General features: G+C 63.2%; 9 protein-coding genes. 5 read left to right on the top strand and 4 right to left on the bottom strand.

Translation table 11 applies throughout. The features are described from left to right. Positions 1-249: 249 nt before the first annotated feature. The 4 genes from G503_RS14935 (at position 250) to acnA (ending at position 6,765) form a co-directional block, all read left to right on the top strand. Entirely contained in the window at positions 250-2,187 is a 1,938-nt protein-coding gene (locus G503_RS14935; RefSeq protein ID WP_084636566.1) for an acyltransferase family protein, read from the top strand. After that, the gene (locus G503_RS0110945) at positions 2,177-3,328 is read left to right on the top strand and encodes a coiled-coil domain-containing protein (protein WP_235715556.1); all 1,152 of its coding nucleotides are present in this window, start codon (positions 2,177-2,179) and stop codon (positions 3,326-3,328) included. Before G503_RS14935 ends, G503_RS0110945 begins: the two co-directional genes overlap by 11 nt. A 155-nt stretch (positions 3,329-3,483) precedes the next feature. After that, positions 3,484-4,089 carry a HEAT repeat domain-containing protein gene (locus G503_RS0110940; protein ID WP_028027603.1) on the top strand — a complete coding sequence of 202 codons (606 nt, stop codon included), beginning with the start codon at positions 3,484-3,486 and terminating at the stop codon, positions 4,087-4,089. An 18-nt stretch (positions 4,090-4,107) separates the two neighbouring features. Continuing rightward, complete coding sequence (gene acnA / locus G503_RS0110935; RefSeq protein ID WP_028027602.1) at positions 4,108-6,765, top strand: aconitate hydratase AcnA; 2,658 nt, start codon at positions 4,108-4,110, stop codon at positions 6,763-6,765. A 505-nt stretch (positions 6,766-7,270) separates the two neighbouring features. Here acnA and G503_RS0110930 read toward each other — a convergent pair. After that, positions 7,271-7,657, bottom strand: a complete 387-nt coding sequence (locus G503_RS0110930) for a CdiA C-terminal domain-containing protein (RefSeq protein ID WP_028027601.1) — start codon at positions 7,655-7,657, stop codon at positions 7,271-7,273. Positions 7,658-7,937: 280 nt separating this feature from the next. Here G503_RS0110930 and aspS point away from each other — a divergent pair, with 280 nt between their 5' ends. Continuing rightward, positions 7,938-9,719, top strand: coding sequence for an aspartate--tRNA ligase (gene aspS, locus G503_RS0110925; protein ID WP_028027600.1), 1,782 nt, complete (start codon positions 7,938-7,940; stop codon positions 9,717-9,719). Between the two features lie 245 nt (positions 9,720-9,964). Here aspS and G503_RS14930 read toward each other — a convergent pair whose 3' ends face one another. From G503_RS14930 to istA, 3 genes are all read right to left on the bottom strand, one after another. Beyond that, positions 9,965-10,636, bottom strand: a complete 672-nt coding sequence (locus G503_RS14930) for a type II toxin-antitoxin system RelB/DinJ family antitoxin (RefSeq protein WP_035022971.1) — start codon at positions 10,634-10,636, stop codon at positions 9,965-9,967. A gap of 245 nt (positions 10,637-10,881) precedes the next feature. Beyond that, positions 10,882-11,631 (bottom strand): IS21-like element helper ATPase IstB, encoded by a 750-nt coding sequence (istB, locus tag G503_RS0110915; RefSeq protein ID WP_035021893.1) that lies wholly within the window; start codon positions 11,629-11,631, stop codon positions 10,882-10,884. A gap of 2 nt (positions 11,632-11,633) precedes the next feature. After that, complete coding sequence (gene istA / locus G503_RS0110910; protein WP_235715498.1) at positions 11,634-13,079, bottom strand: IS21 family transposase; 1,446 nt, start codon at positions 13,077-13,079, stop codon at positions 11,634-11,636. Positions 13,080-13,218 lie beyond the last annotated feature (139 nt).

Here is a 13,218-nt window from a genome sequence, read left to right as displayed (position 1 = left end):
TCGGCAGTTAAGCCCCACCTCGCCGAAAGTACTGCGGCGCGAGGCCGCGGGAGGACAGGTCGTTCCGCTCGCAGGGGGCGCTTTTTCGCGCTCCGTACTGCGGCACCGCCGCATTCGGGGGTCGCCGCCCCCACCTGCAATCTCCCGGCCCCCGGACTTCGGTTCGGGGGCTTTTCTTTTATGCGGTTATCATTATAATAGGGAAGGTTATCTGGATGAGAGGGAGAGAAAACGGCTGGTAAGGGTTACATTCCTGCGCTTGACGGTTTGCGTACGGTTGCCGTGGCGGCAGTCGTGCTGTATCACCTTGATGCCTCGATTCTGCCTTGCGGTCTTCTGGGCGTGACCATCTTCTTCGTGCTCTCCGGCTACCTGATCACCGGCATTCTCATCAAGGAGTGGAATCGCACCCATACTATCAATTTGCCCCATTTTTGGATGAATCGCGTGCGGCGCCTCGTGCCGGCCATCGTGTTTCTGCTGCTTGTCGTCACCGTGCTCACGGCGCTGCTGGCCCCCGATATGCTGACTCGGCTGCGCGAGGATATCGTGGCGGCCCTGTTCTTCTTCAGCAATTGGTGGTTTATCTTTCAGGATCTCAGCTATTTCGAGGCTATGGGCGCCCCCTCGCCGGTAAATCATTTCTGGTCGTTGGCCATTGAGGAGCAGTTCTATCTGATCTTGCCGCCTCTGCTGCTGCTCTTGTTCCGTACACGGGTGAAGCGGCGCACTATCCAGGGTGGCCTGATGGTGCTTATCGTGTTGTCGGCACTGCTGATGTTTCTGCTCTACGACCCGGCCGGCGATCCATCCCGGGTGTACTACGGCACTGATACGCGGGTGTTCTCGCTGTTGATAGGGTCGCTCTTCGCGTTCATCTTTCCCCAGGCGCGGGTGCTGGGCCATGGACCGCGAGGACTGACGCCCCGACAGCGGCATTGGGTGGACTGGTGCGGTACGGCGGCCTTCGTGGGTATTATTGTGTTCATGATCGTAGTGAACGGGTACTCGCCGTTTCTGTATAGCGGCGGCATTCTGCTGGTGTCGCTGTTGACAGCGGTGGTCATCGTGGCGCTGGTGTTCCCGCCGTCGCTGATGGCGCGCGTGCTGTCGTGGCAGCCGCTGGTGTGGATCGGCCAGCGATCCTACGGTATCTACCTGTGGCATTATCCCTTGTTGCTGCTGATGAATCCGCGCTCCTTCACGGGCGAGATCCCCTGGTACGTGTATCTGGGCGAGGTGGCGGTCATTGTGGCGGTGGCGGCGTTCTCCTATCGTTTCGTTGAGAACCCCATTCGCCATGGGGCGATCGGGGCCTTCCTGAAGCAGTGGGCCTCTCATAAGGAGCCGATCGCGCGGCTGATCGCGCGGCATATCGTGCCTATGGGCAGCGCAGTGGCCCTAACGGTGGCCGCGGTGGCATTCGCGGTGGTGACGCCGCCGGCGACTACCCAGCAGAACACCATTGAGGGCGACACGTCCTCAGCCTCGGCGGCCGCGGCGGACCATTCGTGGGAGGTGGACTCCGTCGTGTGCGTGGACCCTTCGGAGGACCCTGATGCGCCGCCGGAGAAACGGGCTCGCTACACTGACTTCCTGTTGATCGGCGATTCGGTGACGGCGGCCATGCGCGATAAGAGCGAGGGCGGCTATGGCACGTTCCATCGTTATTTTCCGCGGGCGACGCTGAATGCGGCGGTATCTCGTCAGCTTTCCAAAGCCAAGGAGTTCTACGATGCCGAGGTGGCGGCGGGCTGGGACGGAGATATTGTTATCTTTGGGCTGGGGGCCAACGGGCCGGCCTCGACCGACCAAGTGAATGCTATGATTGAATTGGTTCCGCCCGAGAAGGCCGTGTACTTGGTGAATGTGCGCACGCCCTTGCCGTCGCAGGACACGAACAACGACCTATTGGCCCAGGCGGCAGACGCCTACGACAATGTGACGCTGGTAGATTGGTATAGTTACAGCAGCGGCCACGACGACTGGTTCGATGGCGACGGCACCCACTTGAAGCCGTCGGGGTGCGAGCGGTATCTGGACATGATCCAGGCATCGCTGGTGGCCGCTTACGAGAAAGAAGCTGCTCTGAAAGCTGCTCAGGAAAACGATACGCAGCCTCGGATTACCTGGGGTCCGTTCATCGGCGTTGAGCATCCGGGAGAGGATGGCGCCGTTGAAGCGTAGCAAAACGTCGACATCGCTGACGGGTAGGATCGTGGCCTGCCTGATGGCCGTGCTGCTGGCGGCGCCCTGTCTGGGGGCTGCTCCCGCGATGGCGTGGGCCGTGACGGAGGAAACCGAAGCGAAGATCAGCGATGCCCAGCGCCGGATCGAGGAATCGGCCGCGGCCTACGACGCGGCGCTGTCCCGCATCGCCGAGCTGGAGCAGCAGGTGGCCGACAACGAGCAGCGTATCGCCGAGCTGACCGAGGAGCTACCCGCCCAACAGGAACGCAGCGATGACGCGGTCACGGTGCTGTACAAGATGAATCGCGAGGGCAATTCCCTCATCAATATGGTGCTGGCGTCCGAGAGCATCGTCGACTTCCTCACGCGCATCGATTACCTCATGCGCTATCAGGATCGCAATCTGGAGACCATACGCACGCTGAAGGCGATGCAGCAAGAACTCGTGGACACCCAGGCGTCATTGGGCGCGGCTCTGGCCGAGGCTGAAGAGCAGGAGCGCCAGGCGGAAACATCGCTGGCCGAGGCTCAGGAGGCTCGCGAGCAGGCTCAGCGCGAGGCTCAGGAAGAGGCTCGTCGCGAACGGGAGGCTCAGGAGGCCGCCCGCAAGGCCGCCGAAGAAGCGGCTGCCGCGGCCCAGAGGGCTGCTGAGGAGGCGGCGCGCGAGCAGGAGGCGGCCCAGGGCGAGAACGACGAGCAGCCCGAAGTCGAGGCGCCCCCGGTCGAAGAGGTGCCCTCGACTAATCCCTCGGACGACGGTGCCGACTGGTCGAACGACAAGGCATCCTTCGTGGCCCAGTGGGCGCCGCGCATCAACGACTATCTGGCCGGCTCACCCATGGCGGGCACGGGCGAGATCTTTGCTGAGGCGGCCTGGGACTACGGCGTCGATCCGCGCTGGTCGCCGGCGATTTCGGCGGTGGAAAGCTCGAAGGGCGCCGCCTGTTTCAGGCCCCACAACGCCTGGGGCTGGGGCAGTGCCAGCTGGGGTAGTTGGGACGAAGCCATTCGAGCCCATATGAGCGGGTTGGCCCGCGGCTACGGCTACACGCTCTCCGAGTCGGCGGCCAAGAAGTACTGTCCGCCCAACTGGCAGCACTGGTACAACCGCTGCGCCGAGGAAATGAACATGATCTAGGGGGACACCCCCGCTCCGAGGTCGCATCCATGCGGCCACCTTCGACCGTAATAATTGCATCCTTGGACGCAAGCGCCCCGTTCGGGCGCGTATAATATTCTGCGGAAACGTACGGGCCGATCGCAGTGTCGGCAATCGAGAGAGGCGGTTCCCCCTTGAGTTCGGAAACCCCCGAGGACAAGCAGCAGATTGAAAACGCGCAGAAGGATCCCCAGGTCATCAATGGGCTCACCGAGGCCCTCGCCGGCGGTAGCCGGCGTGATCGCCAGCAGGCGGCGCGCATCATCGCCGGCGTAGCGAAAAATTGTCCGGATTTGCTCGTTCCCCACGCCGCAGCGCTCGTAGACGCGCTCGAGCGTCCCGAGGCCCAGACGCGCTGGGAGTGCCTGGACGCCTTGGCTCAGCTGGTGCCCCTGGATGGGCGCGCGTGCGAGAAAGCGGTGCCCGGCGCCGAGTCGGCGCTCTTCGACGAGGACAGCGGACCCTTGCGCCTGGCGGCCATGCGCTTCCTGTGCCGTCTGGGCGCCACCACCGAGAAACGCTCCGAAAAGGTGTGGTCGCTCATCGACGAGGGCATCCAGTGTTGCCATGGCGACCTGGAGTTCCAGGATATGCTCATCGCTGTCATCGATTTCTCCCAGGGCAAGCTGGCTCCGGAGGTGAAGACGGCCCTGGCCGACCGCATGCGCTTCGACGCGACCAACGGTCGCGGTATGCTGAAGAAGCGTGCCATCCAAATCGTGGAAAACTGTGAGAACTGAAAACGAGATAGGATCATCATGAGCTTTGCATCTTCTTTGAGGGTGGGCGATGTCGCCTACACCTATTATCCTGTGTCGGCCATCGAAGGCGCTGATCGGTTGCCGTTCTCGCTGACGGTGCTCCTGGAGAACGCCCTGCGCTGCGGGCGCACCGAGGAGGAGTCTGCGGCCATGGCCGCTCGCATCACCGAGGCGGGCCTGGCCGGGGAAGTGGGCGACGAGGTGGAGTTCTCGCCGGCCCGTGTGCTGTTCCAGGACTTCACGGGCGTGCCGGTGTTCGTGGACTTCGCCGTGATGCGCGAGGCCTGCGCTGAACTGGGGGGCGATCCGAAGAAGATCAATCCGCAGGTACCGTGCGATCTGGTCATTGACCACTCGGTCATCGCCGATGAGGCCGGCTGCGCTGGGTGCATGGATGCGAACATGAAGTTGGAGTTCGCGCGAAACAGCGAGCGCTATGACTTCTTGAAGTGGGCCCAGGAGTCCTTCGAGAACGTGCGCATCGTGCCGCCGGGGCAGGGTATCTGCCACCAGCTGAACATCGAGAAGTTCGCAAGCGTGGTCATGGAGTCGCCTTCGGGGCTTACGGGCGCCGACGGCACGCCGGTGGTGTATTTCGATACCCTGGTGGGCACCGACTCTCATACGCCTACGGCCAATGGCATCGGTGTGCTCGGCTGGGGCGTGGGCGGTATCGAGGCCGAGGCCGCGGCCCTCGGCCAGCCCATCACGACTCTGGTGCCCCGTGTGATCGGCGTGAAGTTGACCGGCGAGCTGGCGGCGGGCGTGTCGGCCATGGACGTGTCGCTGACGTTCGCGAGCATGCTGCGCGAGCGCGGCGTGGTGGGCTGCTTCGTGGAGTGCTTCGGTCCCGGCGTGAGCGGACTTTCCGCCACCCAGCGCGCCTGCATCTCGAACATGACCCCGGAGTACGGCAGCACCTGCACCTTGTTCCCCGTGGACGAGAAGACGCTCGACTACCTGCGTCTGACCGGACGCAGCGAGGATCAGGTGGCCCTCGTGGAGGCTTACGCAAAGGCCCAGGGCTACTGGAACGATCCGAATGCCGAGCCGCGTGTGTACAGCGACGTGATCGAGTTGGATCTGGGCAGCGTGCAACCCTCCATTGCCGGTCCGTCACGGCCCCACGACCGCATTGCTCTGGCCCAGGCTGGCGAGCGTTTCCGCGCCATCTGCGCCGAGCGCGGCCTCGATAACGTCACGGCTCATGTGGAGATCGACGGGGCCGATTACGAGCTGACCCATGGCGCCATTGCCATCGCTGCGGTGACGAGTTGCACAACAGCCACCGATCAGGCCATGATGATTGCCACGGGGCTTATGGCCCGCAATGCCGCCGAGCGCGGCTTGGCGCCCGCGCCCTGGGTGAAGACCATTTTGGCTCCGGGCAGCCGCGCCACCGAGCTTTTGCTGGAGCGCGCCGGGCTGACCGAGTCCCTGCGCCAGCTGGGTTTTTACACGTGCGGTTTCGGTTGCATGAGCTGCATCGGCAACTCCGGCCCCCTGTCGGAGGCCATGCACGCCATCGCCGACGATATCGAGCTGGCGAGCGTGCTTTCCGGCAACCGCAACTTCGAGGGTCGCATTTCGCCGGATGTGTCGCAGAACTATTTGATGCAGCCGGCCAACGTGATCGCCTATGCCATCGCCGGCACCATGGACATCGATCTGACCTCCGATGCGCTCGGCACTGACGCCGAGGGCAATCCGGTGTACTTCGCCGACATCGTGCCCGACGAGGCCGAGGTGGCCGCGCTGGTGAACCGGTACGTGACTGCCGATCTGTACGAGCAGGGCGCGGCCGGTATGTTCGAGGGCGATGCCGCCTGGCAGGCCCTGGGCGCCGAGCCGAGCGACACCTTCGCTTGGGACGAGACGTCCACCTATGTGCGCCGGCCCCCGTACTTCGACGGCATGGGCCGTGCGGTGGAGGGCCAGGCCCCCATCGAAGGCGCCCGCGTGCTCGGGAACTTCGGCGACTTCATCACCACCGACCACATCTCCCCGGCCGGTGCCATCGCGCCCGATATGCCGGCGGCGGAATACCTCGAGGCCCATGGCGTGGCCCCGGCTGACTTCAACACTTACGGCAGCCGTCGCGGCAACCACGAGGTGATGATGCGCGGCACGTTCGCCAACGTGAAGCTGACGAACAAGTTGGCCGACGGCCGCAAGGGCGGTTGGACCTGCGACTTCACCACGGGCGAGATCACACCTTTGTATTATGCGGCTGAGCATTACCGCGCGGCAGGCGCCCCGGCGGCGGTGCTGGCGGGCAAGATGTACGGCTCCGGCTCATCGCGCGACTGGGCCGCGAAGGGCCCCATGCTGCTGGGCGTGCGCGTGGCCATTGCCGAGAGCTTCGAGCGCATCCATCGGTCGAATCTCATCGGCATGGGCATCCTGCCGCTGCAGTTTGCCGAGGGGCAGAATGCCGACGAACTCGGCCTCGACGGCTCCGAGGTCATCACCGTGGCCCCCATCGACTTCTCGGCGGGCCTGCCGAATCCGGCGGTGGTGCAGGTGACGGCCGAGCGCGCCGACGGCAGCGCGGTGACCTTCGACGCCACGGTGCGCATCGACACCCCCACCGAGGGCCGCTACTACGAGAACGGCGGCATCCTCCAGTACGTCCTGCGGGATCTGATTGAATAGCCACATTGCATTGGGGGCGGAGGGGGACTTCTCTCCTTCCGCCCCCAATAGATTTGAAAGCGACTATCCGTAGGGGCAGGCTTTAGCGTGCCCGCTCGATAATGGAGATCGAGTTCGGTTACTTATTGGCTTCATAGGCATTTCGCTTTTGTGGTGATGGCTCCTGTGTGGTGTAAAAATGCCGGGTTAGCCCTTTGGGGTTGGGCCCGTCAAAGTTGGGCGGAGGGATCTCCGCCCTTTTCCATTCGGGACAGGAGCGGTTGTCTCAAAATTTGCGACAACTGACGGGAGCAAGTTTGAACTGTTGCAAAATTTGAGGCAGTTGCTTTTACATTAATTTGAACCCATGCGTTTCTGTACAAGTTGGATGCGAATCAACGCATAAGGAAAGCGCCGGATATGGGTAAATTGCCCGCCAATCGGGCACCTTGCAGCACAAACGCCAGCGGTAGGAGAACTACACTCCGTGCTGGCGTTCATTGAGTTTGCATTGTACAGAGTGCCGTTACTTGATGTCAATTAGGTTCCGCTTTTTGGTAACAAAAATGACATGCTTGATGGATCGAAAGGCTTTTGCCTGCTTTCGCAACTCCCGTTCAATTTGCTGGTCGGTGAGGTTTTTGACGCGTTGTGAATCATAGATAATGCAGGACGATTGGTGGGCTGCCTTGCGCAATGTCTTTTGGACATTGGAGAGGTTATTAGAAATGGGAGACTTCATCTCCCATTCAATCCCGTCGATTTCCACGTCTGCCGAGCTTTGATGCTCGCCTTCTTTTCGGACAAGGAATGTGACGGTTAGATCGTGCGCCGCTAATGCTTCGGCTGTGCGCAGCTCATGAGGCCACGGTTTGACCCCACCTTGAATAACGATGTTGCCCGTCTCGGGCATGCTCGGGTCTCCTTCCTGGTAGAAAAAGGATAGAAGACGCTCGACAGATAAGCTATGCGCGACTGATGAGCTACGATGAGCGTTCGCCTATGGTAGCCTACGGCGGGGTCGTGCGGCAAGAAGAAATATCGCCATCGCAGTGAGCGCCAGAGGATGCCGGGGACATTCGCCGTCGGCGGTGCTTGCTGCGGAAAACGTGCGGAATAGCTGGCATATGCGGGGGATTTGCGATACGATTACGGGCACGTGATTTTTTGACCCTAGGAGAATCGACGTAACTATGGAAGACTTCCGCAACGAATACTGCATGCACACCGCCACCTGCGGACAGCTGCGTGCGACCGATGTGAACCAAGAGGTGACGCTGGCCGGTTGGGCGTGGCACACGCGCGACCACGGTGGGCTCATCTTCATCGACCTGCGCGACCGCGAGGGCTACACGCAGGTGGTCGTCGACCCGGATTGCGTGAGCGCGGAGGACTTCCATGCAGCCGAGCACTTGGGCCGCGAGTACGTGCTGAAGGTGACCGGCCGCGTGCGCGAGCGGGCGCCGGAGGCTGTGAACCCGAACATGATTACCGGCGAGATCGAAGTGCTGGCCAGCGCCGTGGAGGTGCTGAACACTTCGGTGACGCCGCCGTTTTCCATCGAAGACGGCATCGAGACCGACGAGATCACCCGCATGAAATGGCGCTACCTGGACATTCGCCGTCCGGAGATGCTCGCCAACCTGAAGCTGCGCCACACGGTGACCCAGGCCATGCGCCGGGCCCTCGACGAGCGCGGCTTCCTGGAGATCGAGACGCCGATCCTGGCGAACTCCACCCCCGAGGGCGCTCGCGACTACATCGTGCCAAGCCGTCCGAACCCGGGCAAGTTCTACGCCCTGCCCCAGAGCCCCCAGCAGTTCAAGCAGATGCTCATGTGCGCCGGTGTAGAGCGCTACTACCAGATTGCCCGCTGCTTCCGCGACGAGGACCTGCGCGCCGACCGCCAGCCGGAGTTCACCCAGGTGGACATTGAGATGTCGTTCGTGGAGGGCGACGATGTGTGCGACATGATGGAAGCGGTCATGGCCGAGACGCTTGCGGCTGTGGGCGTGACCGATGTGACCTTCCCCCTGCAGAAGATGCAGTACGCCGACGCCATGCGCCTCTACGGCTGCGATCGCCCCGACGTGCGCTTCGGCATGCTCCTGCACGACATTACCGACATCGTGAAGGACACCGGCTTCAAGGTGTTCTCGTCGGTGGCCGCCTCGGGCGGCGTGGTGAAGGCCATCAACGCTAAGGGCGCGGGTGACTGGAGCCGCGGCGAGGTGGAGAAGATGGCCTCCATCGCCGAGGCCAACGGTGCCAAGGGCATGGCCTGGGTGGCGTTCACCACCGATGGTCAGGAGAAGAGCCCCATCAAGAAGTTCTTCACCGACGAGGAGTGGGCGGCCCTGAAATCCGAGATGGAGGTGGAGCCCGGCGACCTTCTGCTGTTCGCGGCCGATAAGCCCGAGATTGCCAACGCTGTGCTCTCTGCCTTGCGCCTGCATATGGCCGATGCCCTGAACGTGCCCCGCGAGGGGCATGCGCTTCTGTGGGTGGTGAACTTCCCCATGTTCCGCTACGACGAGGACGAGAAGAAGTACGCCGCCGAGCACCACCCCTTCACCCATGTGCTGAAGGAGGACTTGGATAAGATCGAGAGCGATCCCTTGGCCTGCGGCAGCTATTCCTACGATCTGGTGATGGACGGCTTCGAGGTGGGCGGCGGCACGATCCGCATCCACAACGCCGAGGAGCAGCGTCGCATCCTGCGCGTCGTGGGGCTTTCCGACGAGGAGATCGACGAGAAGTTCGGCCACCTCATCCGCGCGCTCGAGCTGGGCGCCCCGCCCCATGGCGGCATCGCGCTGGGTCTGGACCGTCTGGTGATGCTCTTGGCCCGCAAGGACTCCATCCGCGACGTCATCGCCTTCCCGAAGACCTCCTCGGCGAGCGACCCCATGACCGGCGCGCCGAGCGCGGTGACGGGCCGCCAGCTGAAGGATGTGAACCTGCGCATTCTGTAGCGTGCCGTAAGTATACGCGACGAGTTGAGCGAGGGGCTGTGCCTAAGGGCGCAGCCCCTTTGACGTAGCGGGGCGCGCATCTGCCGGGCCGAGAGACCTTTGCGAGCGGCCCTCCCATCCCTCCGGCGACAGGAAGGAGGGGGTCGCTCGCCGTTGGGCCTCCGGCAACGGGAGGGAGAGGTCGCTCGCCGTTGAGGGCCTCAGGCGGCGGGAGGAGGGAAAGACCGCTCGCCGCCTGAGGCCTCTTACATGATGGTGCGGGAAAGCGGTTTGTTGAAGGTCTCGACGGGGTATCCGGTGAGGATGTTGCGCGCGGCCAGAAGATGCTCGGCGAAGGAGAGCTTGCCCGTCCCGTAGAGCCGGGCCGCCAGGCGCACGGCGGCTCCGTCCTCCATGGAGACATCGTCGGCCAGAAGCGCCATGACCGTGCCGATGAGCGAGCGCGGCACGTGGTAGTCGTTCTCGAGCGCCGCCACGCAGGCGACGATGGTCTCCGGGTAGGCCCGTGCCGCGCCGCCGGCGATAATGCGCCTTGCCTTGGCGGCGCGGCGCGGATCGTTGTCGAGCAAATAGTGCAGCAGGATGGTTTTGTCCACGATGACGATATCGCGGGAACGCCCCCGGGGCGTGCTTTTCGACCGCTCGGCGTCGGATGCGCCCTGCTCCTTCAGCCATGCGGCGCGCTCGTCGCTCGACTGGGTCGGATTGCCGTAATGACGTAGCTTGCCGAAGGCGCTCGTGGCTCCCTCGCTCTTGCTGAGATGCGGCGTGAAGGGGAGCCGCCGTCCGTTGACGCTCTCGGCTATGAAGAGCCGCACGGCCTCGGAGAGCGAGAGGCCCAGAGCCTCGAAGAGCTGTTCGGCCTCTGCCTTTACGGCCTCCTCGACGCGTACCTGCAAGGTGGCATGCTTGCTCATGGGGCACCTCCGAAAAATTTTTCATCTCGCAAATCAGGGCGAAAGCGGAAGAAAATGCGCCCAATCGCGAGCCCTTCATCGGTATCTTCCCAGTAAAACGGAAAAGGATGTAGTGCAATTGTAACACACTTGGAAAGCCTCTGGATTTCCGTGGTGAACGAGGCTTGGGTGTGTTTGGCAATAGCAAAGTCGACATTTTGGCCTGACTAAAATCGACACTTTGGCACCGCCGACCCCCCCTGTCTTTACCGTCTTCCTAGCATGAGCGAATCTCCCATCCGCTTGCTCTCACCTCCGAACTCCACCAGCCGCCCGTGATGGACTATCCGGTCTATGGCCGCTGCCGCGAGCTTCTCGTCGCCGAGAACGGTTCCCCACTTGCTGAACTCGATGTTGGTGGTGAGGATGAGGCTCCGTCTCTCGTAGCAGCTGGAAATGACCTGGAACAGCAGGCGCGCACCCTCCAGATCTATGGGTATATAGCCGAACTCGTCCATTATCACGAGATCGCTCTTCTCTATGTCCGCCAGGTACTTGTCGAGCGCCTCCTCGCGGTTCGCCTTCAAGAGAGCCAGGACGAGCCCTGCCGTGCCGAAGAACCTCACCATCTTGCCGGCATTCACGGCCGCTGACCCCACGGCTATTGCCAGATGCGTCTTGCCCCGCCCGGTCTGGCCGTGGAACACGAAGTCCTGGGCGTGCTCGATGAAGTCGAGCGACATGAGATCGTCCCTGCCGTAGCCCTCCGGGAAGCTCACCTGCGAGAAGTCGTATCCGTCGAACGACTTGAGCTGGGGGAACGCTGCCTTGCGGAACAGCCTCTCGCGCTTGCGCCGCTCGCGCACGCGCTGCTCGTGCTCTATGAGCGCGCATGCCATCCTGAGCTGCCCGGCGGAGGCCTCCTCGCAGAACCAGTCGCACGACTCGTTGGAGAAGTACATCGATCGGGCCAGCTCTCTGAAGGCGGCCACGTCGCCCTTCGGTTTTGGGGCCATGGTCACACCCCCTTCCGTGCGAGGGCGTCGTAGACGCTGAGGTCCACTGGCTCGTCGTAGCGGATCGGGGTGCTCGTTCGCGAGAGGACGGCCATGTGCATCCCGGCCTCGTCGATCCGCCCGGTGCTCTCGAGCGCGGTTGCCGCCGCTTCCACCATGGCTTCCCACCCGCTCTGCGCCGCCACGTTCCTCATCAGGCGCAGCCGCTCGGCGAGCGCGTCTCGGCCCAGCCCGTCCATGTACTCGCGCAGCTCATCTGCGACAGCCGCCCTCACCCGACTGTTCCTCCAGGCGCCCGGCTTCCTGGCGAGGAGGGCGAGCTGGCTCGCGGGGTTCGATGTGTCACTCGGCGCGTCCCCGTAGGCGCGCGTATGGGTGGCGATAACCGTCCCGCCCGCATCCGCGACGACCACCTCGCGCGCCCTGATGGCGCAGATGACCTCGGTCAGCGCGAACTCGGGCGAAGTCGAGTATAAGTGCCGGGATTCCAGGCGAACGCGGCCCAGCTTGTCGGTTCGCCTCCTCTCGTAGCGCACCACGTCGAAGGGGGCAGGCGGCAGCCCGAGCAGCGCCACTCTGTCCTCCATGAACAGCGCCCGCTCCTCCTCGCCCTTGGCCCAGTGGGGCTTCTCCGCTAGCGCCATGCAGCGGGCGAGCAGCGTCTTGTTGAAGCGCCTGCCGCCGTCGAAGGAGGGCACGGGGACGAAGAGGTTGCGCCTGATGTAGCCCACCTTGTTCTCGACGGAGCCCTTCTCGTGGCCGGAGTTGGGGTTGCAGAACGAGAACGCGAAGCCGTAGTGGGCGGCGAACGCCGAGAACAGCCCGGCGGTCCTCACGGCATCGCCGATCTTGCGGCCGACGCCGGCGGCGTTGTCGAAGACGATGCGGGCGGGCACGCCGCCCAGGTACTCGAAGATGTCCTTCAGTGCCTGGCAGACGCACTCGGCGTTCTCTCCGGGGAACACCTGAGCCAGCCCCACGTTGGAGAACGGGAACGTGAGCACGAAATAGCTCAGGCGGCGCCTCACGCCCGCGACGTAGAAGTCGGCCTCCCCGAAATCCGCCTGCGCCTCGCCTGGCGCCCATACCAGGTCCAGGAAGCGCTCCCCGCCGATGCCGAGCTCTTTCTTCAGCTTGCCCACGTAGTGGCGAACAGTCGACTCGCTGACCTCGGCCCCCAGCTCGTCCGTCAGCCTCTGCCAAATGCGCTTGGCGGTGTGGCGCTGCTTGCGCCAGCCCTTCGCGTCGTCTTCCAGCCACGAGGCGATCGTTGGCCTGTACTGGTCGAGGACGCTCCCGCGCTCCCTTTTGACCGGGGGTCTCGGGGAGAGGTCCTCTTCCTCCAGGTACTTGTACACCGTGTCTCTGGAAATCTCCAGCGTTTTGGCTATATGGGCGATTGGCCGCCCCTCCATCCTCATCTGCCTTATAGAATAGATCTTGGACATGCTGATCATTGCCTTCCCAGCCTTTCTCGTCGTTACCGAAGCAAGACAAGAATAGCCCTTGGTGGTGGTCGGCATGTTCACTGCCAAAGTGCCGGAATCCTACATGCCACAGTGTCGACTTCTACTGTGCCATACACAC

This window comes from Adlercreutzia mucosicola DSM 19490 (assembly GCF_000422625.1).
Taxonomy (GTDB): Bacteria; Actinomycetota; Coriobacteriia; order Coriobacteriales; family Eggerthellaceae; genus Adlercreutzia; species Adlercreutzia mucosicola.
The sequence above is the reverse complement of the archived record's forward strand: the minus strand, read 5'-3'. Positions and strand labels throughout refer to the sequence as shown.

Excerpts from the sequence above, each read along its gene's own strand:
- G503_RS14930 (WP_035022971.1), bottom strand. The coding sequence starts at position 10,636 with ATGAGCAAGCATGCCACCTTGCAGGTACGCGTCGAGGAGGCCGTAAAG.
- istA (WP_235715498.1), bottom strand. The coding sequence starts at position 13,079 with ATGTCCAAGATCTATTCTATAAGGCAGATGAGGATGGAGGGGCGGCCA.
- aspS (WP_028027600.1), top strand. The coding sequence starts at position 7,938 with ATGGAAGACTTCCGCAACGAATACTGCATGCACACCGCCACCTGCGGA.
- G503_RS0110930 (WP_028027601.1), bottom strand. The coding sequence starts at position 7,657 with ATGCCCGAGACGGGCAACATCGTTATTCAAGGTGGGGTCAAACCGTGG.
- istB (WP_035021893.1), bottom strand. The coding sequence starts at position 11,631 with ATGGCCCCAAAACCGAAGGGCGACGTGGCCGCCTTCAGAGAGCTGGCC.
- acnA (WP_028027602.1), top strand. The coding sequence starts at position 4,108 with ATGAGCTTTGCATCTTCTTTGAGGGTGGGCGATGTCGCCTACACCTAT.